The organism is Simonsiella muelleri ATCC 29453 (assembly GCF_002951835.1).
Taxonomy (GTDB): Bacteria; Pseudomonadota; Gammaproteobacteria; order Burkholderiales; family Neisseriaceae; genus Simonsiella; species Simonsiella muelleri.
In genome coordinates this window covers 696022-722624 of the sequence record NZ_CP019448.1, presented here as the reverse complement: position 1 = coordinate 722624, position 26603 = coordinate 696022, and the positions used below count along the sequence as shown (strand labels likewise).

The window sequence follows — 26603 nt, the reverse complement described above, 5'->3', positions numbered from 1 at the left end:
GACATTAAATTTATTGAAATATGTTTCAGCGTGAAAAAAGTACATCACAAAGAAATACGCCAAAGATGAGGTTTTGCAAAGATTTCAGGCTGCCTGAAAACCAATCCATCGTTTTCAGGCTGAAACCTTTGCAAAACCCCAAAAAATCCGCTAAATTTCTGTTACCAAGAATTTAGAGGATTTTTCCATGTCCAGCTTTTTCTATCACACCGCCCAAACCCTACTTAACCAATACACAGACCGTTTCCCATTACTTAAAATCACCCAACTTCTGGATTGGCAAGCCATTGAACAAACGCTCGCCAACCATAAAGTAAACTATGTATGCAATAACGGCGGTCGTCCTGCCTATCCGTTACTACCGATGTTCCGCGCCATTTTGCTCGGACAATGGCACAGTTTGTCTGACCCAGAATTGGAACGCAGTTTGGTTACGCGTTTAGATTTCATCATTTTTTGCCAATTTCCAGATGAAATGAATCTACCCGACCACAGCACACTCAACCGCTTTCGTAATTGGTTGATTAAAGAAGGTTTGGCAGACGAACTTTATCAACAAATCAACCAACAACTGGCCCACAATCAACTCAAAGTAGAAAAAGCGCAAACGGCGATTGTGGACGCGACCATTATTCAAACTGCAGGTGGAAAACTTAAAAAATCCATTGAAATCAATGAGAACGAAGAAGTGATCCAAACCCCCGCCAGTAAAGACAAAGACGCAAGATGGACAATCAAAAGCAAGCATTGGTATTTGGGCTACAAACTTCATGCACGTACCGATGAAGAGGGGTTTCACGTTACGCTAGCGAATGCATCTGATGTGAACAATTTAGAAACCGTGTTGGACAAGGTTGAACAGGGTGTCAAAGTGTACGCGGATAAAGGTTACGACAGTCAATCCAATCGCGAATTTTTGGATAAAAATCAATTAGTAGACGGTATTATGCGTAAAGCACATCGCAAGAAACCTTTGATGCGTGAAGATATTGAGCGCAATAAGGAGTTGGCGAAAATCCGTTATCGTGTAGAACAGAGTTTTGCCATTTTGCATCGCATATTTAGATGTAAGCGTGCGAGTTATTTTGGGCTAGAAAAGGTCAAAGGGCAAATGGGTTTGAAAGTGATTTGTTTGAATTTGCTCAAAGCGGCAAACAAGTTAAGGCTTGTTGCGCCGATTGCTGCCTGAAAGGGCATAAGGCAGCCTGAAAATGGGCTGTTATAGTGAGATTGGTGTGATTATTTTGCTTGATTTTGTTGTGTTTGTGTTGAAATAGTGAAAACCTCAAAACAAATGAATTGTTTTGGGGTTTTGCAAAGGTTTCAGGCTGCCTTTTTTTGATGTATTTTATACAGTCGTTTCAAAAAGACATGAACAACACTGTACTAATCTGAATTTTAAGCACTCTATTTCAAATAATCCGCCACTTTTTCTTGATAGCCGCGCAAAATATTGGCTGATTTTTCAAATTGTGCTTGTTCTTGTTCGTCCAATGGTTTTTCAATCACACGCGCAATGCCATCGCTATTCAACACAGCTGGCACACCAATATACACATCTTCTTGATTATACTTGCCATTTAATAATGCAGATACAGTCAACACCACGTTTTGATTACGCAAAATGGCTTGTGTAATACGTGCCAAACCCATGGCAATCCCATAATAAGTCGCCCCCTTGCCTTCAATAATGGAATACGCCGCATCGCGTACATTGGCATGAATTTCCGCCATGCGTTCTGCACCATTGCCCAAGTTGTCCAACGCATCTTTTAATGGTACACCAGCAATATACGCCGTACTCCACGCCGCAATCACGCTGTCACCATGTTCACCAATCATGTGTGCATCCACGCTCACTGGCGCAACGCCAAACGCTTTGCCCAAACAATTACACAAACGCGCTGTATCCAAAATCGTTCCAGAACCAATCACACGTTCAGCAGGTAAACCCGAGAATTTCCAAGTAGCATACGCCAACACATCCACAGGATTGGTCGCAACTAAAAAAATGCCATTGAAATGATTTTTCATCACTTCGCTAACCACGGCATGATAAACTTTCAGATTATTGTCAATTAAATCCAAACGTGTTTCGCCTACTTTCTGTGGCACGCCCGCGCAAATGCACACAATATCCGCATCAGCACAATCGCTGTAATCGCCTTGTTTTACTTTAATGGGCGACTGCGCGTACAGCACACCATGACGCAAATCACGCGCTTCAGCAGACACCCTTTTTTCATTCAAATCAATCAACACCAATTCATCACACAAGGCCTGATTCAATACCGCAAACGCGTAGCTAATGCCCACCGCACCCGTACCAATCACAACCACTTTCTTACCTGATTTATTTGCCATTTTGAAAATATCCTTAAAATTTAATAAGTTGAATTCATAATCTTAATAACACAGGTTCTAAGATATAAAAAATTATTACCCCTAATCTTTTAATGCCTGCGTCAATTCATCAAATGAACATACCGCCGTCCCCAATTTTGCCACCACCACGCCGGCTGCCGAATTGGCAATGTGCATGGCATCTGCAAAATCATAACCTGCCGCCAAACACACGCCCATCGCTGCAATCACGGTATCACCTGCACCCGACACATCATACACTTCTTGTGCGCGAGTGGCTTGATGCTCAATTTTATTTTCACGATACAATGACATACCTTCTTCACTACGCGTCAGCAGCAAAGCATCTAATCCTAAATCTTCACGTAATTTTTGTGCTTTTTCAGTTAAATTCTGCTCGTTTGACCAACCACCGATGGCTTCGTGCAATTCAGCACGGTTGGGCGTAAGCAAAGTAGCGTCTTCATAGCGCGTAAAATCTGCGCCTTTTGGATCAATCAAAACAGGTTTGCCAATGGCACGCGCTGCCGCAATCAACACCGATACATCATGCAAAACACCTTTACCATAATCCGACAAAATCACCGCATCGTATTGTCCCATCAATTGACCGTATTCGTGATAAACCTGATTCAGGCTGCCTGAATCAGGGCGTTCTTCAAAATCCAAGCGAATTAATTGCTGATTTCGGGACAACACGCGCAATTTTAACGTAGTGGGCATAGACGCACTGTATTGAAGATGATTAGCAATGCCATCATTTTGTAATAATTGAGTTAATGTGTTGGCGGCTTCGTCATTACCCACAACCGAAAGCAAAGCAGCTTGTCCGCCCAATGCAGCAATGTTACGTGCCACGTTGGCAGCACCGCCAGCACGATGCTCAATTTTGTCAATTTTAGCAATCGGAACAGGTGCTTCTGGCGAAATGCGGTTTACATCGCCGAACCAATAGCGATCCAGCATCACATCACCCACTACCAATACTTTGGCTTTTTGAAAATCAGCTAATTTGGGTTTACGGTATTTCATATTATTCTCTTATTGATGAAAGAATCTTTCAGGCAGCCTGAAAAAACAAACAACAAAAAACCTTTGTTTAATAACAAAACAAAGGTTTTCATTTTAGAAACCGAATTATTTCAATTTAGTTTCTTTATAAATAACGTGCTTACGAGCCACAGGATCAAATTTTTTGATTTCCATTTTACCAGGCATCGTACGTTTGTTTTTGGTGGTGGTATAGAAATGACCTGTACCAGCAGATGATTCTAATTTGATTTTATCGCGCATGATAATAATCCAATCCTCAATAAAAATTAAATAACTTCGCCACGAGCGCGTAAGTCAGCCAAAACCACATCAATACCATTTTTGTCAATCGTACGCAAAGCGGCGTTTGATACGCGTAAGCGCACCCAACGATTTTCGCTTTCTACCCAAAAACGGCGTGATTGCAAATTAGGCAAAAAACGGCGTTTGGTTTTGTTATTGGCGTGTGATACGTTGTTGCCAGACATCGGGCGTTTACCCGTTACTTTGCAAACTTTAGCCATGTTGTTCTCCAAAACGAAATAATTAAAAAAGTAAAACGCGCTTTATACCACAAAATAGGTTATTTAGGCAATTTATTTTGTTTGAAAAGTCTGATTTGTCGCGTATAATCGCTAACTTGCAGGGCAGACAAACAGTCGCTGCGTATTGCTTCACGGCATACGGAGAGGAAAGTCCGAGCTACACAGAGCAAAATGCCAGTTAACGGCTGGGCGTGGTAACACGACGGAAAGTGGCGCAGAAAGCTAAACCGCCGATGGCTGCCCCCAAGGGCGCACAGGCAAGGGTGAAAAGGTGCGGTAAGAGCGCACCGCGCATCTGGTAACAGATTGTGGCAGGCTAAACCCCATTTGTAGCAAGACCAAACAGAACACATTGAGGCTGCTCGCGGAGTGTTCGGGTAGGTTGCTTGAGCGCAGCAGCGATGTTGCGCCTAGAGGAATGACTGTTCAATGACAAAACTCGGCTTATCGTTTGCCCTGCGCTTTTTGATTTTTAAGGTTTCAGGCTGCCTTTTATGTATCAAGCAAGGCAGCCTGAAATTTATTTACCTTTGACTTTCCAAACAATTCTTCCCCACATCTTTGACATCATAATGCACATTTTGTGCAGCAAGTACCGTGAAATTCACAGGCGTTTTCGTAACGCGTAAATCAGCTAATTGCGGTTCACTGCAATACAAAGATTGTGCCGCATCCACACTCATCATGCCACGACTTTTGTCGGTTAGTGTCAGCCAAACCACGCCATTTTCTAATTTAATAGATTGAATTTTATGCGTATTGGTAAAAAATGTCAGTGGCAATTTGGTTTGCAATTCAGTCATCACCTGATTCAACGATACGGTTGGCTGGGACGCACTCAATGTCGGCACAGTCGGTACAACAGGCAGCGTATTTTTCAGGCTGCCTGAAACTTCTTTTGACGCAATAGGGTCATTTGACGCATCGGTCGGCAACACTGCCCACGCCACCAACCCCAACATCAACACACCCACGCCACTCCAAATCGCCCATTTTTTCCACACAGTAGATTCAGGACGCAAAATATCTTCATCTTCGGTAATATGAGCCAAATTATCCGAATTTTCATGAAATGTGATGTCATCGGCTTCATTTTCTGCTGCAACCAAATCACCCAAAATTTGGCGAATATTCACGCCTTGTTTGGCGAAATAATCCATCAACCAAAATTGAATGTGTTCAAATCGCTGTTCGCGTGCTTTTTCAGGCAGCCTTTTTGCGGCAATCCATTCATTTAAACGAGTATTTGCGCTGGTATCACCTAATTCGGCTGCCAATTGAAAATATTGTCGTGCCAATTCGGCTTGCGCTTCAGGATGATGAATATAAGCAGATTCTTGCGCATTCACATCGCTAATGGAATACGACAAATAACCCATAGAACTCGCATTCATCAAACGAATAGACAACGGCGACATTTCACTAATTAATTTTTTTTTGAACAAAATTGGCGCTAATTCGGGAATTTGCATAACCAATTCTGCTACCCAATGCAGCGCACGATAATCGCCCAAATTCACTGCCAAATTCAACCAACTCGCACCTTCCTCAATGGTTTGTGGCACAAATTTTCCTGTCAAATACAAAAAAGCCAAATACAACGTAGCGGTGGTGTTAATGACTGATAAGTGTTCTGACTCATTATCAAGCACTTTGGCAAACGAAATCGTGCCTTGCGCCCACAAAAACTGCACCATATTGGCAATCTGTATCGGCGATAACTGATTTTGTCGCATTAACGCCGCAATTTTCGGTAGAGGCTGACTATTTGCCAATTTGGGTACATCAAATGGTTCAGTTAGCAGCGACAAAAATGAATCGGGGTTCAAATCGCGCAATTTTTGATACACGCTTTCAGGCAACCTGTTTTGATTGTGGTCTGAAAATTCATACCAGCGGCGATATTCGCTTTGCGCCACACTGCGACAACGCATCAAAAACTCTTGGTCGGTCTCATATTGAATTACTTGATTTTGTTCAATAATTTTTGTACCTAACTGAGGTAGCTCGTCTCTTTGTGGCGATAATAATTCGGTATAACCCGCCCAAAAATCATTGTGTCGTTGAATATATTGACGAAACGCATACACCATTTCTTGACTGCTCAACATATTTTTTTCAGGCAGCCTGAAAGTCTGTTCATCATTCAGAACAGCTTGTTCACGTAACCAATCGCGATAAAAACTGGTGTCCGCCCAATACTTAGCAGGCAACAGCATCACTTCATCGCAATCATCAGCCACAATAATCGGAAAAATAGGCAGCGTCAAAATAGCGTTAGGTAAATGCAGTCGCCAAATTAACACGGTCGCGCCATGTAAATTCATGTGACTGATTTTCGTGGGAATGCGGCCTGTAAAACGTGTTCGTTCGTCTGTGATGTGGTGGACGTATTTGGCTAATTCGGGATCATCTGGCGTGCTATGTTTCAGCGCAAACAATTCCTTAGCATATTGACGCAATAGCCGTGGCGGTGTGCGTCCGCTTTTGTCATAGATGACTTCGGCAGGGCAACTGGCAGGGTCATTGTGTTGAAATAATTGCTGATTAGCTTGTACCAACGCCGCCCAAACCACGCGCCCTTTGGTATAGAGCGTGGGCATAGCACGAATTTGTGCCATTAAATCATCGCCGTGAATCCATTGCGGTGGCAAAATTTGCAAATAAGGCAATTCGGTTGGATGAGTGCCTGCCAACGCATCTTGCACATTCAACGCTAAACCTTGAATCGGTGATTCAGGTAATTTATCATTTAAATCATATTGTTGATAATCCCCTACGATGGTAGCAGAATACACAGATTTTTCAGGTTCTTCTTGTTTGGGGAATAAGCGTTCCAAAATGGACACTAATGGAAAATACGTGGACTCTTCATTTTTACCACGAAAATGCGCTACCACTTCATATTCTACGACATTGGGAAATATTTTTTCCATGCCATGATATTCAGCGATAAAAGATTGCCAGTTATACCAAACTGGCGCATTTTTAATTAATCGTCCACGCAATTCTCCACAATAAAATGCTAATGTAAACAAAAAATTTTGGTTTTCAGGCTGCCTGAAAAATGTTTCGGGATTGGGCTTGAGTTTGCGAATTTGGTCTAATAAATGGTCAATTCGGTGCAGGCTACCGAGCGTGTAATCCAATTGACAAGAACGGAGCTGTTTTTCAAACGCAAAACCGTCTGCCCACTCGCCCTGTTGCGCAAAATGGTGCAAATACCACAAAGCACGAACAGTGAATTCGGTGGGTTGTTGTTGTGAAAGAAAATCTACTGGTTTAGACATGATACGGTTTGCATGACAAGAATAGCGCGATTATATAGCCGATTCAGAATAAAATCATTACGCTGTTATATGATGAATCGTCATAATATTTGATTGATGTGTTCAACATGTTAAGAAATCGTAAAAAATCTAGTGTTTGAATCATTTATGTTAGTATGATTTTTCATTTTCAGGCTGCCTGAAAATATTTCTACTTGTTTTAGGAGCGCATTATGTCCGATTTAAATACTTTGTTGCATACCAAATTAACCGATATTTTAACTGGCTTTTTGAATCAGCAAAATGAAAATCCAGCCAATAACCAAAAAGCCATTCAATTGGTGATACCAACGGTGGTAGCAGGTTTGTTAAATTATGTGAGCAAACAGCCCTCGCATGTGAGCGAATTGTTCCATTTAATTTCAGGCAGCAATGGACAACAATTTCAAGATTTATTGAATCAAGTAACCACGCAGCCTGAAAGCGTTGTGTGGGACAAAATTATTGAGTTAGGCAAAGGTTTACTGCCCACTTTATTGGGAACGCAAACTCATGTAGACAACACCACATCTGAACTGGCTACCGAAGCAGGTATTTCCAGCAATACAGCTGGTTCATTGTTGGCATTGGTGTTACCATTGGTTTTGGCGTTATTACGCGAACAAAGTGGCAGCAACAGCGCACAATTAGCTGGTTTGTTTACCAATATAGATTCCAAAAACTGGTTAGAAAACATTTTGCCAATAGGTTTGTTACGCGCTTTGGGTATTAGCAGCATTGAGGGCATTGCAGCGACTGCATTGGCAGGTTTAGGAACCAGTAACACAATGGGTGGTACTGCCACGCCGATTGCAGAACCTCTGATGGCTGCCAATGGTGCCAGTATGGGAAGATGGGTGGCGTTAGCAATTGCGGCTTTATTAGCGATTTGGGGCATCAAAAGCTGCACGTCATCTGATACAACCAACACAAAACAGCAAGATGTTCAAAGCATAGAAAACACCACCACTGCCAACAATACTGCCAATATGGCAACTGCCACCGCCAGCACGGTAGCAGATGTCAACGATAATATTGCCACAACAGCGCGTGTTTTAGCAGACAATACGTCTGAAGCATTCTATGAAGATGGTATCGTCAAAATTTATTTTGCGGTGGGCAGCAGCAAAATTGCCAAAAACATACAAACCGTTTCTAATCAAATAATTGATGCAGGAAAATCAGGTAAAAAATTGATTATCAGTGGCTACACCGACGGCACAGGCAGCGCAACCACAAACGCTAAATTAGCCAAACAACGTGCCGAAGCCGTGAAAGCATTTTTGGTAAAACAAAACGTCAGTGCCGCCAATATTGAATTACGCAAACCCAATAACACCATAGGTGCAGCAGGCAATCATGTTGAAGGTCGTCGAGTGGATATTCGCATGGAATAATTCAATTAAAACAAAAATCAGCATCAATACGTTCTTCCATTGATGCTGATTTTTAATGCGTTTTAATTATGTGAATATTTCAGGCTGAAACCTTTGCAAAACTATCCGTCGTCATTACCGCGTAGGCGGTAATCCATTTTCAATCTCAAATAGATTTTTAATCAATCAAATAAAATCAATTATCTAAATTTTGCTATTGGATTCCCGCATTCGCGGGAATGACGAGATTTAGGTTAATTTTTGGGTTTTGCAAAGGTTTCAGGCTGCCTGAAAACTCATTCATACGGATTAACAATATTCAATTGTGCCAATAATTCAGTTTCTAAATTTTCCATTTCTTCGGCTTCATCGTCTTCCATGTGGTCAAAACCAATTAAATGCAGCGTACCATGAATGACCAAATGCGCGTAATGGTCATGCAAAGCTTTACCCTGCTCTGTCGCTTCTTTGGCGACAACTCGCGGGCAAATAATCAAATCACCACGCAATACATCATCTTGTTCCACAAATAAAAACTCGCCTTCGTTATGGGCAAAACTAAGTACATTGGTCGCGTAATCTTTACCACGATAATCATGGTTGTATTGTCGGGCAGCGGCTTCGTCCAGCAACACCAGCGAAATCTCCGCGCGGTAATAAAAATTTTTCAGTGCGTGCCAAATCCATTGGTAAAACTGCTTTTCGGTTGGCAAATCCGTTGCGCTGCTCTCGTTGATGTAGCTTAATGCGAAACGCTGTTGTTGAATACGCAAAAAAGGAAAATGTTTGGTTTGTTTTTTCATAAAGACGTGATTTTTCAGGCTGCCTGAAAGTTTATTTAAAACAAGGATTGTTACAAATATCCGCGCTATCGTCTATAATTCCGTCTCTCTTTTTTTCCGCAAATTTTATTTTCTATGACTGAACAAAATCAATCCAATCCCGAACATCATCGCTCAATTAAATCGTTTGTTTTGCGACAAGGACACATGACGGCCGCTCAACAAAAAGCCATTGATGACAATTGGACACGTGTTGGCGTGGATTACATTAATCAATTCATCAATTTAAATCAAATATTTGAACGCGAAAATCCCAAAATTTTAGAAATCGGTTTCGGTATGGGCACAGCAACCGCACAAATCGCCCAAAAGCTGCCTGAAAAAGATTTTCTCGCCATTGACGTACACGGGCCAGGCGTGGGTAATTTGTGCAAACTCATCAGCGAGCAGCAGCTTACCAACATTCGCGTCATGCGTCATGATGCAGTGGAAGTGGTGGAAAATATGTTGTCTGATAATAGTTTAGATGGCATTCATATCTTTTTCCCCGACCCATGGCACAAAAAACGCCACAACAAACGCCGCTTAATTCAAATCCCATTTATTCAAAAATTATTACCCAAATTGAAACAAGGTGGCTACATTCATTTGGCAACCGACTGGGAAGAATACGCTGTTCAAATGCTTGAAGTATTGAGTAGTTTCCCCGAACAATTAGCTAACACCGCCACCGATTACGCTCCCACACCTAATTATCGTCCCGAAACCAAATTTGAAGCGCGTGGTAAACGTTTGGGACACGGTGTGTGGGATTTGGTGTTCATCAAGAAGTAAAAACCTGCATTCACAGCCAAGCACTTCGAACCAACTGGGACTAAAATCCATTTCACGTTGACTATGAATACAGATTCTAAGTTTTCAGGCTGCCTTATCTTGGTGCAGTCTGAAAACTCGTTCCCATTTCACGAGCATTTCACCCATGAAAATCAAACAATACGCCCTACTCTGCGCCTTTACCTGCTTCTTCGCAGCTTGTACCAATCAATACCCCAAACCCACCACCACAAGCAACAGCAATTTACCCATGCCTCAACCCATTGGCGACCCCAAACCAGTCGGTTTCAGCCAACAATGGAATGATGCCACCTACACCGTTGTGCCACATCAACAACTCCCTAATTGGCAAATGAACGATTTTGTCAGCAGCCTGAAAGCGTTTCGCATCGGTTGTAAACAATTGCGCAATCAAGCCGCTTGGTTAAGCGTGTGTCATCAAGCCAACAGCATTCCCGACAATCCCAACACAGCTAAAACCTTTTTTGAACAATATTTTACGCCTTGGCAAATCACCCAAAACGGTAACGCGCAAGGCTTAATCACTGGCTACTACGAAACCGTATTAGACGGCAGCCTGAAACCTACCGCTCAAGCACGTTTCCCCATTTACGGTATTCCTAACGACTTTGTCAGCATCCCGATTTCCGCTAAACAACGCTACGCCAGAACAGTGCGCGTGTCGCCCACCTCTGCCAATAAAGGTGTCATCAACGAATCAGGTGCGTATGTGGCAGATTTGTCCACGTTTCCATTAAGCGAACGCACCACCGCATTAAAAGGGCGATTTGTTGGCAATCAATTTGTCCCCTACTATACGCGCAATCAAATCAACGGCGGTGCATTAAATCATCTTGCGCCCATATTGGGTTACGCCAATGACCCTGTTGAATTGTTTTTTTTGCACGTTCAAGGTTCAGGCAGGCTGAAAATGCCCAATGGTGATTATTTGCGCTTGGGCTTTGCTGATAAAAATGATTATCCATATGTTTCTATTGGGAAATATATGGCAGAACGTGGTTATTTGACGTTGGCGCAAGCATCAGCACAAGGCATCAAAAATTATTTGGCGCAAAATCCAGACAAATTAGCCGAAGTCATGGCACAAAACCCCAGCTATATTTTCTTCAAAACGCATTCGGCTGATGTAAACGATGGTCCAACAGGCGCATTGGGTGTGCCATTGATGGCGGAATTTTCGGGCGCGGTAGACAAACAATATATTCAATTGGGTGCGCCGTTGTTTATCGCCACGACTCACCCCGACACACAAGCCCCACTCCAACGACTCATCATGGCGCAAGACACAGGCAGCGCAATTAAAGGTGCGGTACGCGTGGATTATTTTTGGGGTTACGGCACGGCAGCTGGCAACACAGCTGGCAAAATGAAAAATCAAGGCAAAGTATGGGAATTACTCCCGAATGGCGTATTGCCACGTTAGAAATTGTTCAGGCTGCCTTGATTTTGATTTCAAGGCAGCCTGAAACAGGTTCTAATTTTGTTCGGCGCGAATTTTGGCACGATACACCCAAGGTTCTTGTGGTTTTTTGTCCGCCCACAAACCGATACGTTTTTTTTCAGCAGCTGCTAGGGGCTAATGACATTTTAGCTATAATTTCAACCAAATCAAAGCACAAGCTAATGATACAGTACTTTCATAATTACGTTTTAATTTATCGTACCGTGTTGCCAGCGCACGAAAATGCTTTAATCGCGCAAAAGCGTTTTCTACCAAGTGCCTGATTTTATATAAATACCAATCTGTGCCCACATTAAGATGTTCTCTATTTTTCTTATATGGAATATTGGCTTTACTTTGTTTAGACTGAATTAACCGACGAAAAGTATCACTGTCAAAACCCCTATCAGCACACACGGTTTCATTATCACTTAAATCCAATTGTGCCAATAAATCAGGCGCAACAACAATATCATTTACATTACCAGCTGTAATGATAAATTCAATTGGATTACCACAAGCATCAACCGCTAAATGAATTTTAGACGTATGACCACCGATACTCTTACCAACAGCTTGATGCGTAATGGATTGTTTACCCATACCGTGTTGATGAACGCGGATATGGCTACCGTCCATAAAGACCCATTCCATATCGGGTGTATCTACCAAATGTTTGAATAATCGGGTAAAAATACCGCGTTTAGACCAGCGATTGAAACTTTGGTAAAGGCTGTTTGCTTTACCAAAATAACTAGGTATATCAGCCCATTGGCAGCCTGTACGTAAGCGAAATAGGATACCTTCTACTGTTTTGCGTAAATTTTTCTTGCGATAAATGCCAAGCTGTTTCAAAATAGGCAACAGTCTTGACCATGTTTCATTTGTAAGCGTGTTTCGGGACATGGCAAAGGTTTGGGATGGTTGCGTGGAAACAATATCTTAAATCCTTTGCCTCTTTTTTTGAATTGTCATTAGCCCCTAGAGCGGCGGCATATTGATTGTATTCGGTGCGTGGTTGAGATTTTTGCGCATAAGTTTGGTAATGCCACGCGTTGCCATTTTTAATTTGTTCGTAATTGATGTCCATACCATTGAATTTGATGACACTTACTTCACGTTGGTATCGGTCGACGTCGGTAACGTGGATTTCTACGTTTTTACCGTCAATTAATTTGGTTAATGCGTCTTTGCTTGCCATGCCATAGGCTTGGGCTTTTTCGGGGGCATCAATATAAGCGAAACGGATTTTGTGTTGTGCGCCATGCGTGTCCACAACGGTGGCCGTGTCGCCATCTGCCACTTTGATGACTTTAGCAGTATAGATTTTGCCTTTTTGAGACGTAGTGGTTGTATTTTTATTTTGAAATTGATTGGCAACCAATGCCGTTGCCACTGCCACGCCTAAAGCCACCATTTTTTTCTTGGTCCAATTTTTCGGATTGGCTAATTGACGGATAATCATATTGGGAATATTTTTTTGTGCCATATTTTTAGATAATTATATTGATTAAATTTAATAAAATTCTTTCAGGCTGTTTGAATGATTAATTAATTTCTGAACGTTTAAAATCACGCGGTCTAAAACCCAAAACGGCTAAAGCCGCAAAATACAAAATCATCGCCAAACCAATCAAACCCGCCAGTTGTAGACATCGCCATACGCCGCTAATGGTTTCCCATTGCCATGGCGTGAACCGTTGCGCCATCACTAAACCCCCGTCATCACAGCAAGTGCAATCATCAATTTGATTAGAAAAATATGCCAATTCACTTTAGATTGGTAAATATTCTTTTTATGTAACAAATACAGCAGCGAACTCATATTAATCATCGCGCCTAAACCAATCGCCAACGCCAAACCAACGTGTTTTAATTGCCAAACCAATAATAAATTAAATAATTGTGTGCCAGCTAACGAAATAATGGCAATACGCATCGGTGTTTTGACATCTTTTTTGGCGTAAAACGCTGGCGCAAGAATCCGAACCATAATCATTGGTAACAAACCAATCGAATACGCCATCAATGCGTATTGTGTCATATGCGCGTCATGAATCGTAAAACGATGATACATAAACAATGTCGCCACCAATGGGTATGCCAACACCGCCAACCCCACCGCTGCAGGTAAAATTAACAATAAACACAGCTTGATACCCCAATCTAGCAATGCAGAATATTCGGTCATGTTGTTCGCTGCCGCGTGTTTGGATAAACTTGGTAACAAAATTGTCCCCAAAGCCGCGCCAATCACACCCGATGGTAACTCCATCAAACGGTCAGCGTAATACATCCACGACACGCTCCCAGCCGCCAAAAATGAAGCAAACATGGTATTAATGACCAACGAAATTTGTGCCACAGATGAGCCAATCATAGACGGCACCATTTGTTTCATGACTTTATTAACGGCAGGGTCTTTGAAACTCAATTTGGGCATTTTCAAAAAACCCAGTTTGAATAACCAAGGCAATTGAAACGCCAATTGCAAAATTCCCCCTACAAACACCGCCCAACCCAATGCTATAATCGGTGGATTAAAATACGGCACAAAAAATACCGCAAACACAATAAATGAAATATTTAAAAATGTTGGCGTAAACGCAGGAATGGAAAATTTTCCGTAAGTATTCAAAATACTGCCTACAAAGGATGACAATGAAATCAATAAAATATACGGAAACACCACTCGCAATAAATGAACCGCCAATTCAAATCGTGTACCATCACCTTGCGTGAAACCTGCTGCAGTTGCCCAAATAATAAATGGCGCAGCGATAATCCCCAATGCAGTTACAATCAACAGCGCAAAAATGAGCATACCTGCAACGTGTTGCGTAAAAATTTGTGTATTTTCATGAGATTGATTTTGTTTGTAGTCGGCTAAAATTGGCACAAACGCTTGCGAAAATGCACCTTCGGCAAAAATACGCCGCAATAAATTAGGCAGCCTGAAAGCCACCACAAACGCATCCATCGCCATGCCTGCGCCGAAAATTCGCGCCACGATGGCATCACGCACAAATCCCAAAATGCGTGAAATCATGGTCATGCTGCTGACTTTTGCTAATACAGTGAGTAAATTCATAATCAAATTTGAGGAAAAATAAAACGCGCTATTCTAACGCGGAATTTGTTTTTCAGGCAGCCTGAAATGACATCGTATTAAATTTTGCGAATTTGATTGAAATAAGCAAATTTAATCCCATATTAAGTATACAATTCTTTTAACCAAACAACTTGGAGTAATAACATGAAATTCAATTCATTATTAAATGACGTATTGCAATACGCCCAAAAAGCAGGTGCAGAATTAGGCAGTAAAATTGCCGAAGGCGACACCAAAAGCATCAACAAAATGAGTGGTATTGCTGGATCGGTAGGTATGTTGGGTTCGTTGTTGGGACGCAAAGCTGGAAGTTCTAGTGCTTTGAAAAAATTGGGTTCGGCGGCGGCTTTAGGCGCATTGGCGTATCAGGCATACCAAAAATATGCTGCCGACAAAACTCCACCGCAAAACACATTTACATCTGAAAACACCCCAGATACTGCCGAATCCAGTAAAGTTGTGTTACGCGCTATGGTCGCGGCGGCAGCGGCCGATGGCGAAATCAGCTCACAAGAGCGCAAATTAATTGAAAATGAAAGCCAAAATGTTGATGCCAATTTAAGCGATTGGCTGGTACATGAATTTGAACAACCTGCAAGTGTTGATGAAATTGCGCGTGATATTGGTAATAATCATGCATTGGCAGCGGAAGCCTATTTAGCGGCACGCGTGGTATGTGGTGATTTATCGCGTTCAGAGATTGTGTTTTTGGCGGATTTATCACGCAGCCTGAATTTAGATGACAAATTAGTCAAAACTTTAGAAGAACACGCAGGATTTTAAAACCTGTGTTCGTCAATTGATTCTATTCAAAAAGGCAGCTTTTTAAAGCACCATAAATTTTTATTTTTTTACTGGCTAAAAACATAAAAAAGCACATTTCTATTTATTTAGAAATGTGCTTTTCTTTTAGCAGCCAAACCCATTTACATGGGTTCAACTGCCCTATTCTACTGCAAGATTACAAAATACCATCTTTGATGTCGGTTGCCACATACACAGTTACATTACCTGAAACGTAAGTATCGTATGTATGACCATCTTTGGTGTAAGTGTTGCCTTTTGCGATGAAGCCACCAGACAAATTCACAGAATCTTTGCTAGAACCCTCAATAAACAACTCATGTCCACCATTACTCAATACATCGGTCATGCTGACAACTGCATCTTTGCTGATATTCAGCGTTTGGGCAATTTCAGTGTCTTTACCATCTTTAGGATGGTAATCGCCACGCAAATCCAATGCTTCAATGTGTTTCACATTGCCATAGTACAGCGCATTTGTGAAATCCAATGGTAAGAATTGATTGGTTGTACCCTCCTTGACTTCTAACCAACTACCCAATGACAAGGTATCGTAGCCTGCACCACCATCAATCACGGTATCGTTTTTGTCAAAGAACAAGACATCGTTACCATCGCCACCATACAACTTATCGGCTCCAGCTTCACCAACTAGGACATCATCGCCTTTACCGCCTTTAATCACATCATCTTTACTTGAGCCAAACAAGTAATCATTACTATCGGCATCATTCACGGTCATATCCAAATCAGCACGTCCATTCTGTGTCATTTCATTAGCATTTAACCCTTTGAAATTAAATGAGATATCTGAAACAACCTTATCACCATCATTATCTTGATAGCTGTAATGGAACGTGAATTTGTCGGTTGCACCCTCTGCAACCAATCGTGGCAATGCGTCTGAACCCAAGAATGTGTAGCTACCATCAGTATGACCCGTTAATACACCGTATTTCGTGGTAATAGTGGTTGTATTACCTTGTTTTTCAACATTAGTAATGTCTCCACCAACACTCGCAACCCAATCAACAGTAGAATTCGTAGCAAGGTCTGCACCAATATGCACTTTACCCAATACACTCAAGTTGGTTTCCAACTGAATGCGTGGTGTCAATGGCTGCAAGTGGGCTTCTACAGAGAATGAGTTTTGACCATTCTCATGAGAATGTCCGATCACCATGTCATACTTGTCTAAGAATGCCTGTGCTTTGGCTAAACGCTCATTAATATCTGAAATTTTTGCTAAATTCAATGCTTGCAAATCAGTAATTACATCTTTACCAAAGTTTGCTTTCAGGCTGTCTTTCATGGCTGGTGTAATTGCACCAGGATCCAATTTTGGGTTACTTGTATTGGCATCATAGTTCGCCTCACTTGCCATTTCTAAGAACATCAAATTTTTCATCTGTTCATAAGCCGCAATTGCTTTGGTTGCAATGCCAAGTGCCTTCGGACCACCTTTGGTAATTTCCTGAACATACGGATTATCATCAGGCAATGTGTCTTTACCCGTTACCAATGGAATATGCGTACCAGTTACTTTGGTATCAAAATATTTATAAGCCATTGCTTCCTTAGCTAATTCTGCAAATTTCGCTACTGCAGCAGCACCACCAGCTTTAAATAATGTTTCATTAGCAGTTACTTTATCTTTAATTGATTTATGCAACAAGCCATCCACCACCATTTGGTAAGTCGTGCTACCAATCTGAATGATTTGATTATCTTGTTTCATAATTGCAAAGTCAGCTGCTTTTTCATCTACTCTGTTATATTCAACCAAGCCACTTGCACTAGCTGGAACAGTAACCTTAGAAGATGGATTATTCACATCATCAATTGTCTTAAAGCTTGTATATTTTGTCCCAGTATTCGTAGCGGTAACGTTAATGGTTTCAAAGTGCGATGTATTAAAGTTCAATGTTGGCATATTCACTTCAATGCCATTAATATTCACTTTAAAATCTACTTTCAAATTCACTGACGATAACAATGTTCCTGTTGTTGTGTAGTTTTGGTGTGTAAATGTACCAAACGATACGTTTTGCTCCAAATCTTCTAACGATTTCATTACTTTCATTGCACTGTCGTCTTCCATCATATAGAAGCCTTTTTCACGAGCAATACCATCATTAGGGAAACTACCCCACCAAATACGTTCTGCCAATACGTTATCTTTCTGTTGACCTGTCAACGTTACGGGATTACCACTAACTTTACCAGTCGTGTAACCATCTTGCACACGATTTTCAACCCAGTCTTCATAGAAAACACCTGCTGTTTTCTTTAAGGCAGCATTAGAGTCTTTATCGGCACTCACATACAACTGATCAACAGTACTAGAGACACCTGAAGATGTGTACTTCGCATTCGTGAAGCCAGCTTTCAAGCTAGACATCGTAACCACATCATGTGGCACTTGGATATTGTGAACAACCGTATCCTTGGCTGGCATATCGTCTTCAACAACAACCACTGATTTGACTTCTTCCAATAAAGTCACGCCAGAACTTTTCTCTAATACTTTAACAGTAAAGTTCACATTCAAATTATCTTCATAACCAATTTTAGGATTACTTGGATCTTGAGTTGTTGGGTGGTCAATTGGTTTAAACAATTCAGTTGTGTAACTGTAAGTCAATACGCCATTACCTGGTGATTGCGCATCTTCAGACTGTGTACCTGCACTACTTACCTTAATGCTCATAATGCGATTGGCATCCGTTTGTTGTGCAGCATCAGCGTACGCAGTCCATTCAGTGTAATTATCATTGTGTACCCAATTTACTGCTTTGCCTTTGTACTTAATGTTCGTAGGCGGAGTTTGCAATTGAACAGAAATATTACCCAATGACTCAAACGCAATATTTTTCAACGTAATATTACCTGTTGTTTTAGTTGCATTTGTTTTATCTACATTGGTCGGACTGGTATCAGCTTGTCCACCTGGTAAACCTTCTTCTGATACATGAGCAGGCGGTTCTAATTGCAACGTCAAATTATCTTTGTCGCGCGTCTCAGGCGTACCTTTACCCTGACCATTATCGTAGATAGTGGTTTCTACTTTATTTGCGGAACTATCCACAATGGCATGTGTCGCAGATACCAAAGATACCGTGTATTGCTCTGGACCTTCGTACACTGTGTCATTTGTGATTGGCAATTCAATTTTGGCTGATGTCTGACCTGCTTGAATGGTTACCGTTACTTCTTTATCCACTACCACGCCAGAACCAAAGTCAGCTTGTTCAGTTGGATTTGTGCCTTTGGTATTACCATTGCTTACTTTGTAAGTAACCGTTACATTTGCCGAAGTCGGTTCACTCAAAGTAACTGTGTAAACCGCCTTACCAACGGATTCTTGAACTTCATCAGGTCCTGTAATACGAACAGTTGGCTCATTTTTACCAGCTACATTGATGGTCAAAGTTGTGGTACTGGAGTCGCCATCAGCGTCTTTAATGGTGTAACTGAACACATCTTGAACATTGTCTCCAGTATTCAATTTATCAGCTTTAACTTCATCCAATACATAACTGTATGTACCGTCCGCATTCAACATTAACTTACCATATGTACCTGTGATGGTTTTACCCACACCACTACTTACTTCTGTCGTTACATTGCCTGCTTGTACACCTGTAACAGTTGTTTTATCTGCACCTAAGGTATCGGCTTTATCACCTGCATTTACCTTACCTACCAATACATTACCTGTAATGCTGTTTCTGCTGTCTTCCACCACACTATTGGTATCGGCTACAGCCACTGGTGCGGTATCCATGATGCTGATAACCAAATCTTTGGTGTCAGCTACACCATGTTTGCTTAACACTTTCAATGTGAAGGCATCACTTACCAATTTGTCGGCTGCGCTGCCTACTTGATTATCGGCATTCACGCCGTTACCTGCTGTGTGGTCTTTAGCTTTACCGTTTTCTTGGTAGGTGTAATTCAATTCACCTCTGGCTTTATCGTAACCTGTTACCGTCAAAGTACCTCCGTTTGTCGTAATCACAACTGGGGTCTTACTGCTGGCATTCGTTACGTCTTGATCATTGATGGTTACAGCCGTAACGGCATTAGGATTCGACACTTTCAGGCTGCCTGAAAGAATTGAGCTAGAACCTTCCACAACGCTTCCCAAACCTGCCACTTTAGCAGCTGGGTCATTTGGATTACGTGGATCTTGATTTGGTGAGTCAATTCTAGGTTTGTCACCATCAGTATCCACTGGCGGATTATTCGGTCCAATCGGTTGATTTGGATCCGTGCCTACTGGGGTTTTCGGCGGATTCGTTGGGCTCTCAGGTTGGTTCGGATCGGTTAAACCAGGTTCATCAAACACAACCGCTGACGCTTCGCTCGTACCCAAAGTCACTTGACTTACTGGGTTTTCTGGGCTGCTGATCACCAGTTTCAAGTTTTCGGTTTTCTCGTAATCCGTGTCGTCTTTCACTTTAAAGGTAATCGTCGGACCTTCGGTGCTGTTCGCCGGTACGTTCACATCCACACCTTTGGCGAAGAAGTCTTCTGGCGTGACGTTCGTTACTTGTCCATCTGGACTCGTAACCGTAATGCTTTCAAAGTCTTGCGCAGATACTGGCGACTTAACATTCAGGCTGTCTGCTGCAACGTGTACTTTAGTCACACCGTTAATTGCCGTGTCTTGTTTCACTTGGAACGCAACCGTATTGTTGTCCGTACCCTCAATCGCTGTGTCGTCCGTTGTCGTTACCGACACCGCCGCCGTTCCTGCTGGTTTGTCACCATCAGTATCCACTGGCGGATTATTCGGTCCAATCGGTTGATTTGGATCCGTGCCTACTGGGGTTTTCGGCGGATTCGTTGGGCTCTCAGGTTGGTTCGGATCGGTCAAGCTAGGTTCGTCAAACACAACTGCTGACGCTTCGCTCGTACCCAAAGTCACGGTACTTACTGGGTTTTCTGGGTTGCTGATCACCAGTTTCAAGTTTTCGGTTTTCTCGTAATCCGTGTCGTCTTTCACTTTAAAGGTAATCGTCGGACCTTCGGTGCTGTTCGCCGGTACGTTCACATCCACACCTTTGGCGAAGAAGTCTTCTGGCGTGACGTTCGTTACTTGTCCATCTGGACTCGTAACCGTAATGCTTTCAAAGTCTTGCGCAGATACTGGCGACTTAACATTCAGGCTGTCTGCTGCAACGTGTACTTTAGTCACACCGTTAATTGCCGTGTCTTGTTTCACTTGGAACGCAACCGTATTGTTGTCCGTACCCTCAATCGCTGTGTCGTCCGTTGTCGTTACCGACACCGCCGCCGTTCCTGCTGGTTTGTCACCATCAGTATCCACTGGCGGATTATTCGGTCCAATCGGTTGATTTGGATCCGTGCCTACTGGGGTTTTCGGCGGATTCGTTGGGCTCTCAGGTTGGTTCGGATCGGTTAAACCAGGTTCATCAAACACAACCGCTGACGCTTCGCTCGTACCCAAAGTCACTTGACTTACTGGGTTTTCTGGGCTGCTGATCACCAGTTTCAAGTTTTCGGTTTTCTCGTAATCCGTGTCGTCTTTCACTTTAAAGGTAATCGTCGGACCTTCGGTGCTGTTCGCCGGTACGTTCACATCCACACCTTTGGCGAAGAAGTCTTCTGGCGTGACGTTCGTTACTTGTCCATCTGGACTCGTAACCGTAATGCTTTCAAAGTCTTGCGCAGATACTGGCGACTTAACATTCAGGCTGTCTGCTGCAACGTGTACTTTAGTCACACCGTTAATTGCCGTGTCTTGTTTCACTTGGAACGCAACCGTATTGTTGTCCGTACCCTCAATCGCTGTGTCGTCCGTTGTCGTTACCGACACCGCCGCCGTTCCTGCTGGTTTGTCACCATCAGTATCCACTGGCGGATTATTCGGTCCAATCGGTTGATTTGGATCCGTGCCTACTGGGGTTTTCGGTGGATTCGTTGGGCTCTCAGGTTGGTTCGGATCGGTTAAACCAGGTTCATCAAACACAACCGCTGACGCTTCGCTCGTACCCAAAGTCACTTGACTTACTGGGTTTTCTGGGCTGCTGATCACCAGTTTCAAGTTTTCGGTTTTCTCGTAATCCGTGTCGTCTTTCACTTTAAAGGTAATCGTCGGACCTTCGGTGCTGTTCGCCGGTACGTTCACATCCACACCTTTGGCGAAGAAGTCTTCTGGCGTGACGTTCGTTACTTGTCCATCTGGACTCGTAACCGTAATGCTTTCAAAGTCTTGCGCAGATACTGGCGACTTAACATTCAGGCTGTCTGCTGCAACGTGTACTTTAGTCACACCGTTAATTGCCGTGTCTTGTTTCACTTGGAACGCAACCGTATTGTTGTCCGTACCCTCAATCGCTGTGTCGTCCGTTGTCGTTACCGACACCGCCGCCGTTCCTGCTGGTTTGTCACCATCAGTATCCACTGGCGGATTATTCGGTCCAATCGGTTGATTTGGATCCGTGCCTACTGGGGTTTTCGGCGGATTCGTTGGGCTCTCAGGTTGGTTCGGATCGGTTAAACCAGGTTCATCAAACACAACCGCTGACGCTTCGCTCGTACCCAAAGTCACTTGACTTACTGGGTTTTCTGGGCTGCTGATCACCAGTTTCAAGTTTTCGGTTTTCTCGTAATCCGTGTCGTCTTTCACTTTAAAGGTAATCGTCGGACCTTCGGTGCTGTTCGCCGGTACGTTCACATCCACACCTTTGGCGAAGAAGTCTTCTGGCGTGACGTTCGTTACTTGTCCATCTGGACTCGTAACCGTAATGCTTTCAAAGTCTTGCGCAGATACTGGCGACTTAACATTCAGGCTGTCTGCTGCAACGTGTACTTTAGTCACACCGTTAATTGCCGTGTCTTGTTTCACTTGGAACGCAACCGTATTGTTGTCCGTACCCTCAATCGCTGTGTCGTCCGTTGTCGTTACCGACAAAGTAATCGTATTAACAGGTTTAACAACTGTTAATTTTGCTGTTGAGGTATCGCCATCATTATCTGTAATGGTGTAGCTAAATACATCATCTGATGAGAAATTATCCCCATTTGCCTTAGCAGCCTGTACTTTAGTTGGATCCAATGTATAGGTATATTGACCATTTACATCAATAGTCAAATTACCGTATTTACCTTCTAAAGTTTGCTCAGTAAATACGCCTTTACCATCTGCACCAAAACTATCATTTGTAAACAAATTACCAGTTGCATCGGTTTTACCAGGTGCTAAAGTAATCGTATCATCTTGCGCTACTGGTAAACTATCAGTAATTGCAATATCTAAGGTACCTGAACCTTCTTTACCATTACTGTCTATAACACTGATTTTAATAGCATCCATCACTGGTACATCAGTCGGATTACCCTTATCATCGCGGTGATTTTGAATTTCTGGGTCATAAGTGTAATTCACTTTACCTGTTGAAGAATCAAAATCAGTAATGGTCAATTTACCTCTTGCGGTTTCAATTTCAACAGGCGCAGCTGGGTTAACAGTCAATGGCACACTAACCATTTGACCATTTTTATCAGATACCAAAATTTGGCTAATAGAAGCAGTATTCCTACCTGCTACAACAGTAAAGCTGCCTGAAGCAGTTGAATCTTCAGCGACAGTAATATCCCCAAATGCATTTGGATTACCTGCATTATTGGGCGTATTTGGTGTAGGTGGTACCACAGGAATATCCACACGTGCTTCATTCGGATATATCACGTTAATTGGTGTCGGTTCTGATGTCTTACCTGTTGTACTATTAACAATATAATTCACAGGAGAAGGATTATTTTCAAATCCTGTTGCTGGCGTGAATGTTACGTTGCCATTTGGTTTACCTGTAGCATCTTTATCTACACTCCATGTACCTTGCCCCGCTACAACCACACTATCCGTAGGCTTATTGGTATTAGGATCAATTAATTTAAGTGTTGATGGATCTACACTACTACTATCATTATCCAATACTTCTAATGTAACTGGCTGTCCTAAAACACCCGGCTTAGTATCAGGTAATGTAACAATATTATCAATATAATTCACATCTACTGTTGTAGGTGGCAAAGTCGTGCCTGTTTTGTCTTTAACAATATAAGTAATCGGATCTGGATCTCCATTGAATCCTGTCTCTGGGGTAAACGTTACTTCTCCTGGATTCGGACCCGTTTTCCATGTGCCTTGCCCTGGAACCGTTACGCTATCAGTTGGTGTATTCGGATTCTTCGGATCAATCAATTGTACAGTTGATGGGTCTACATCTTTACCACCATTACCATCATTGCTCGTAACGTTTTGTGTTACAGGCTGACCCGGTACACCTGTAGCAATATCTGGTGTCGGAATCGGACTCGTAGGCATAGATGGGTAAGCCACATCTACTGTTGTAGGTGGCAAAGTCGTGCCTGTTTTGTCTTTAACAATATAAGTAATCGGATCTGGATCTCCATTGAATCCTGTCTCTGGGGTAAACGTTACTTCTCCTGGATTCGGACCCGTTTTCCATGTGCCTTGCCCTGGAACCGTTACACTATCAGTTGGTGTATTCGGATTCTTCGGATCAATCAATTGTACAGTTGATGGGTCTACATCTTTACCACCATTACCATCATTGCTCGTAACGTTTTGTGTTACAGGTTGCCCTGGCACACCAATCGCCACATCAGGAACAGATGTAGATGGATAATCAATAGAAACAGGTGTTGGGTTTTGTGGCGCACCATTTGTATTATTCACAACATAATTAATAGGTGTAGGATCGCCGTAAAATCCTGGAATTGGAGTGAAAGTTACTTTACCAGTTGGATTGCCACTGCTGTCTTTAACTAATTCCCATGTACCTTCGCCTTCTACAAATACCTTATCTGTACTTGGTTCAGATGTTTTTGGATTAATTAATTTAATGGTTTTTGCATCAACATTGCTGTCATTTGCTACAACATCAACCGTTACAGGCTGCCCCAATTCACCTGGAACACGGTCAGCAGTGGTTTGTGCTGGATACTCTACCGCTACGGCTGTAGGTGATAATTGATTACCTAATTTGTCTTTTACCATATAGTTAATCGGTGTTGGGTTTGCAGAAAAACCAGCATCAGGCGTAAACGTAACTTCATCTGTGCCAGCTTTAACTGTCCATGTACCTTGTCCTGGTACATACACTGTATCGCTTGTTTGATGTGTTAATGGATCAATTAACCGTACTGTAGTTGCATCTACATTAGTATCGTTATCGGTTACATTTTGTGTAACCGCTTCACCAAATGTACCTGCTTTATGGTCTGGGCTGGTACTGGTACTTTGTGATGTTGGTAAATCATCATCTTTATCAGTTAATGCGGGAATCAACGGCACAAGCAACAAAGGCACCCACCATGGAAAATGGAATCCACTTGGAATCGGCAACCACAATGGCGCAGCCACATGCTCCCCACCCAATGCTTGACCTTCTATCTCTTCGGCTTTCAATTGAGTAACATAATCTTCTACTTCACCTGTATCAGGTACATAGTAGTAATAGCTGCTGTTTTCAGATATACCAATTAATGCACTTTCTGGATAATCGTAAAAACTTTCAATAATCAAATCTACTTCTTGACCATTTTCTTCAAACGAAACATACAAATCATTGCCCATGCGTTTGGTAATGATGTGATTAGGGGCATGACCAATGCTTTCATCAAAAAATTCGTAATTCAAATGACGTTCGGCTTTGATAATAGTAGGGCGACCGTCTTGTGTAATCACACGAACTTCTTGTAAAGTTTTGGATTCGTTATGGGTTTTAACTAAAATTGCTTTCATGTTTTGCTCACTCAACATTAAAAATATAAAAATCAGAAACTGGAAAAACCTATTTTCAGGCTACCTAAATATTGTTCAGGCTGCCTGAAAACAGATAAATTAAAAAAATTATTTGGATTCTGGTGCATCTGCTACTTCAAACACAGCAACCACACGACGGTTTTGGTGCATATTTTCGGGTGTGGTATTTGGATAAGCAGGACGACTTTCACCATAACCTACCGCATGAACACGAGCACCATCAATACCATAACGGCGAATTAAAATATCACGCACTGCATTCATACGGCGTTGCGATAAACCAATATTATATTCATCGGAAGCTCGGCTATCGGTATGACCTTCCAACGTAACCGAAGTATTTGGGAAACGTTTCATATATTCTGCCACTTGTTCAATTTCAGAATAATACTGTGATTTCACAAACGATTTATCGGTATCAAATAACACTTTCAATTCAATGGTTACTTTTTCCACTGGTGCAGGTGGTTGTTCACAATTAGGAACAACACGTGAAATTTGATGTGTTTGCATTTGCTGTTTTTGCATCAAGTGCATGGCTTCATCTTTACCCAAGCTGTGAATACTGGCTGCGCCCGTGGTATTGTCCACGTCTACATAGAAAAAATAAGTTTGTTTTGAATCTAAATTATAATTCACGGCATTACGCAACAAGTCATTGTTTTTATGCCCCGTGATGTCCGCGCTCAAGCGATTCACACCCGAACACGATAATACTTGGCTGTAATTACCTGGTTGCAAACTCACTTGAAAGCGGCCATTGATGGCAATATTCGCACTGGTTTGCAGACCATCGTTATCTTGTTGGCGAACAAAGAACACACTTGCCGCCCCTTCAGGCACTTCACGTTGCAACAAATCGTTTGGATTAACCAACACTTCCTTTTGCCAACGCGCATGACCCACACGGCGTACTGCGCTGTCAATCTCACGTGCATAAACGCTTGGCAGCAAGCTCACACCCAATGCCAGTATCGCTATCCATATGCGATTTCGCTTAATAAATTTCATAAAATAACCTCATAAAAACAATAAATAAAAAATTCTCACGCGTGATTTTAAAGTAAATTCACCAACTAATACACACAAAAACATGATTAATTCTCATCAATCCAGTTTATATTAATTTAATCTATTGATTAAAAACAAAATTTTAAAATT

The 26603-nt window shown here is 42.2% G+C and carries 15 protein-coding genes, 1 other RNA gene and 1 pseudogene; 6 read left to right on the top strand and 11 right to left on the bottom strand.

The window, feature by feature from the left end:
• The first annotated feature begins 187 nt into the window (after window positions 1-187).
• Complete coding sequence (locus BWP33_RS03505; RefSeq protein WP_104930300.1) at window positions 188-1189, top strand: IS5 family transposase; 1002 nt, start codon at window positions 188-190, stop codon at window positions 1187-1189.
• Window positions 1190-1407: 218 nt separating this feature from the next.
• Here the strand turns inward: BWP33_RS03505 and BWP33_RS03500 are convergent, their stop codons facing one another.
• The 4 genes from BWP33_RS03500 to rpmB form a co-directional block, all read right to left on the bottom strand.
• Window positions 1408-2364, bottom strand: a complete 957-nt coding sequence (locus tag BWP33_RS03500; RefSeq protein ID WP_002642889.1) for an L-lactate dehydrogenase — start codon at window positions 2362-2364, stop codon at window positions 1408-1410.
• An 81-nt stretch (window positions 2365-2445) separates the two neighbouring features.
• Window positions 2446-3396, bottom strand: coding sequence for a D-glycero-beta-D-manno-heptose-7-phosphate kinase (gene rfaE1 / locus BWP33_RS03495; RefSeq protein WP_002642890.1), 951 nt, complete (start codon window positions 3394-3396; stop codon window positions 2446-2448).
• Between the two features lie 105 nt (window positions 3397-3501).
• A complete protein-coding gene (gene rpmG, locus BWP33_RS03490; RefSeq protein ID WP_002642891.1) occupies window positions 3502-3657 on the bottom strand; it encodes a 50S ribosomal protein L33 in 156 nt (51 codons plus the stop codon).
• Window positions 3658-3683: 26 nt separating this feature from the next.
• Window positions 3684-3920 carry a 50S ribosomal protein L28 gene (gene rpmB, locus BWP33_RS03485; protein WP_002642892.1) on the bottom strand — a complete coding sequence of 79 codons (237 nt, stop codon included), beginning with the start codon at window positions 3918-3920 and terminating at the stop codon, window positions 3684-3686.
• 119 nt (window positions 3921-4039) lie between these two features.
• On the opposite strand from rpmB, the gene rnpB reads away from it, so the two are divergent.
• An RNA gene (gene rnpB / locus BWP33_RS03480) (RNase P RNA component class A) lies at window positions 4040-4404 on the top strand.
• A gap of 61 nt (window positions 4405-4465) precedes the next feature.
• On the opposite strand, the gene BWP33_RS03475 is transcribed toward rnpB, so the two are convergent.
• Window positions 4466-7231 (bottom strand): sel1 repeat family protein, encoded by a 2766-nt coding sequence (locus BWP33_RS03475; protein ID WP_002642893.1) that lies wholly within the window; start codon window positions 7229-7231, stop codon window positions 4466-4468.
• Window positions 7232-7443: 212 nt separating this feature from the next.
• Here BWP33_RS03475 and BWP33_RS03470 point away from each other — a divergent pair, with 212 nt between their 5' ends.
• The gene (locus BWP33_RS03470) at window positions 7444-8646 is read left to right on the top strand and encodes an OmpA family protein (RefSeq protein ID WP_002642894.1); all 1203 of its coding nucleotides are present in this window, start codon (window positions 7444-7446) and stop codon (window positions 8644-8646) included.
• 275 nt (window positions 8647-8921) lie between these two features.
• Here the strand turns inward: BWP33_RS03470 and ybeY are convergent, their stop codons facing one another.
• On the bottom strand, window positions 8922-9428 hold the full coding sequence (gene ybeY / locus BWP33_RS03465) for an rRNA maturation RNase YbeY (protein WP_002642895.1): 507 nt from the start codon (window positions 9426-9428) through the stop codon (window positions 8922-8924).
• A gap of 114 nt (window positions 9429-9542) precedes the next feature.
• Here ybeY and trmB point away from each other — a divergent pair, with 114 nt between their 5' ends.
• Window positions 9543-10241, top strand: coding sequence for a tRNA (guanosine(46)-N7)-methyltransferase TrmB (trmB, locus tag BWP33_RS03460; RefSeq protein ID WP_002642896.1), 699 nt, complete (start codon window positions 9543-9545; stop codon window positions 10239-10241).
• Window positions 10242-10386: 145 nt separating this feature from the next.
• Window positions 10387-11685 (top strand): murein transglycosylase A, encoded by a 1299-nt coding sequence (mltA, locus tag BWP33_RS03455; RefSeq protein ID WP_002642897.1) that lies wholly within the window; start codon window positions 10387-10389, stop codon window positions 11683-11685.
• Window positions 11686-11853: 168 nt separating this feature from the next.
• On the opposite strand, the gene BWP33_RS03450 is transcribed toward mltA, so the two are convergent.
• The 3 genes and pseudogenes from BWP33_RS03450 to murJ all read right to left on the bottom strand — a co-directional run bounded on the left by BWP33_RS03450 (window position 11854) and on the right by murJ (window position 14794).
• A complete protein-coding gene (locus tag BWP33_RS03450) occupies window positions 11854-12609 on the bottom strand; it encodes an IS5 family transposase (protein WP_002641156.1) in 756 nt (251 codons plus the stop codon).
• A complete protein-coding gene (locus tag BWP33_RS03445) occupies window positions 12584-13192 on the bottom strand; it encodes a thermonuclease family protein (protein WP_002642899.1) in 609 nt (202 codons plus the stop codon). The genes BWP33_RS03450 and BWP33_RS03445 overlap by 26 nt, the downstream gene beginning before the upstream one ends.
• A gap of 58 nt (window positions 13193-13250) precedes the next feature.
• Window positions 13251-14794: pseudogene (gene murJ / locus BWP33_RS03440) on the bottom strand (murein biosynthesis integral membrane protein MurJ).
• 165 nt (window positions 14795-14959) lie between these two features.
• Here murJ and BWP33_RS03435 point away from each other — a divergent pair.
• Window positions 14960-15598, top strand: coding sequence for a tellurite resistance TerB family protein (locus tag BWP33_RS03435; RefSeq protein ID WP_002642901.1), 639 nt, complete (start codon window positions 14960-14962; stop codon window positions 15596-15598).
• A gap of 178 nt (window positions 15599-15776) precedes the next feature.
• Here the strand turns inward: BWP33_RS03435 and BWP33_RS03430 are convergent, their stop codons facing one another.
• Window positions 15777-25421 carry a Calx-beta domain-containing protein gene (locus tag BWP33_RS03430; RefSeq protein WP_158666807.1) on the bottom strand — a complete coding sequence of 3215 codons (9645 nt, stop codon included), beginning with the start codon at window positions 25419-25421 and terminating at the stop codon, window positions 15777-15779.
• Between the two features lie 108 nt (window positions 25422-25529).
• Window positions 25530-26453, bottom strand: coding sequence for an OmpA family protein (locus BWP33_RS03425; protein ID WP_002642905.1), 924 nt, complete (start codon window positions 26451-26453; stop codon window positions 25530-25532).
• Between the last annotated feature and the right edge of the window lie 150 nt (window positions 26454-26603).

What these genes read in the sequence shown, in the direction of transcription:
- BWP33_RS03475 (WP_002642893.1), bottom strand. Translation starts at nt 7,231, where the DNA reads ATGTCTAAACCAGTAGATTTTCTTTCACAACAACAACCCACCGAATTC.
- BWP33_RS03435 (WP_002642901.1), top strand. Translation starts at nt 14,960, where the DNA reads ATGAAATTCAATTCATTATTAAATGACGTATTGCAATACGCCCAAAAA.
- rfaE1 (WP_002642890.1), bottom strand. Translation starts at nt 3,396, where the DNA reads ATGAAATACCGTAAACCCAAATTAGCTGATTTTCAAAAAGCCAAAGTA.
- BWP33_RS03430 (WP_158666807.1), bottom strand. Translation starts at nt 25,421, where the DNA reads ATGAAAGCAATTTTAGTTAAAACCCATAACGAATCCAAAACTTTACAA.
- BWP33_RS03500 (WP_002642889.1), bottom strand. Translation starts at nt 2,364, where the DNA reads ATGGCAAATAAATCAGGTAAGAAAGTGGTTGTGATTGGTACGGGTGCG.
- BWP33_RS03470 (WP_002642894.1), top strand. Translation starts at nt 7,444, where the DNA reads ATGTCCGATTTAAATACTTTGTTGCATACCAAATTAACCGATATTTTA.
- rpmG (WP_002642891.1), bottom strand. Translation starts at nt 3,657, where the DNA reads ATGCGCGATAAAATCAAATTAGAATCATCTGCTGGTACAGGTCATTTC.
- BWP33_RS03505 (WP_104930300.1), top strand. Translation starts at nt 188, where the DNA reads ATGTCCAGCTTTTTCTATCACACCGCCCAAACCCTACTTAACCAATAC.
- mltA (WP_002642897.1), top strand. Translation starts at nt 10,387, where the DNA reads ATGAAAATCAAACAATACGCCCTACTCTGCGCCTTTACCTGCTTCTTC.
- BWP33_RS03445 (WP_002642899.1), bottom strand. Translation starts at nt 13,192, where the DNA reads ATGGCACAAAAAAATATTCCCAATATGATTATCCGTCAATTAGCCAAT.
- trmB (WP_002642896.1), top strand. Translation starts at nt 9,543, where the DNA reads ATGACTGAACAAAATCAATCCAATCCCGAACATCATCGCTCAATTAAA.
- BWP33_RS03450 (WP_002641156.1), bottom strand. Translation starts at nt 12,609, where the DNA reads ATGTCCCGAAACACGCTTACAAATGAAACATGGTCAAGACTGTTGCCT.
- rpmB (WP_002642892.1), bottom strand. Translation starts at nt 3,920, where the DNA reads ATGGCTAAAGTTTGCAAAGTAACGGGTAAACGCCCGATGTCTGGCAAC.
- ybeY (WP_002642895.1), bottom strand. Translation starts at nt 9,428, where the DNA reads ATGAAAAAACAAACCAAACATTTTCCTTTTTTGCGTATTCAACAACAG.
- BWP33_RS03425 (WP_002642905.1), bottom strand. Translation starts at nt 26,453, where the DNA reads ATGAAATTTATTAAGCGAAATCGCATATGGATAGCGATACTGGCATTG.